General features: G+C 57.7%; 2 pseudogenes. One reads left to right on the top strand and one right to left on the bottom strand.

Annotation, left to right across the window (positions count from 1 at the left end):
* Nucleotides 1-182, top strand: a pseudogene (locus tag BK660_RS32835) (hypothetical protein); the annotation flags it as partial.
* Here BK660_RS32835 and BK660_RS32220 read toward each other — a convergent pair.
* A pseudogene (locus BK660_RS32220) lies at nucleotides 167-312 on the bottom strand (bestrophin family ion channel); the annotation flags it as partial. The pseudogenes BK660_RS32835 and BK660_RS32220 overlap by 16 nt on opposite strands.

The raw sequence follows: 312 nt of genomic DNA on the forward strand, positions 1-312 counted from the left end.
CAGGCTCGCTCCCACAATGGATTTATGGCGCTCATCAATATCCGGGTGTGAATGCAAAACCTGTAGGAGTGAGCCTGCTCGCGATGACGGAGGGTCAGTCGACGAAGATGTTGAATGTGCGAGCAACCTCGCTCCCACAGGGTATCGGGGTGTCTGGAGAGAAGGATCAGCTCAAGACATAGTCAACCGGCTTCAGCGCCGGCGGTACTTCTGCGCCAAGCTCCGCAAGAATGTCACGCTCGATGGTGCGCACCAGTGCATCGGTCGGCAGGTCGTTTTCATCGCGGCCGAAGGGGTCTTCCAGTTCATCGG

The organism is Pseudomonas brassicacearum (assembly GCF_003732265.1).
Taxonomy (GTDB): Bacteria; Pseudomonadota; Gammaproteobacteria; order Pseudomonadales; family Pseudomonadaceae; genus Aquipseudomonas; species Aquipseudomonas brassicacearum_D.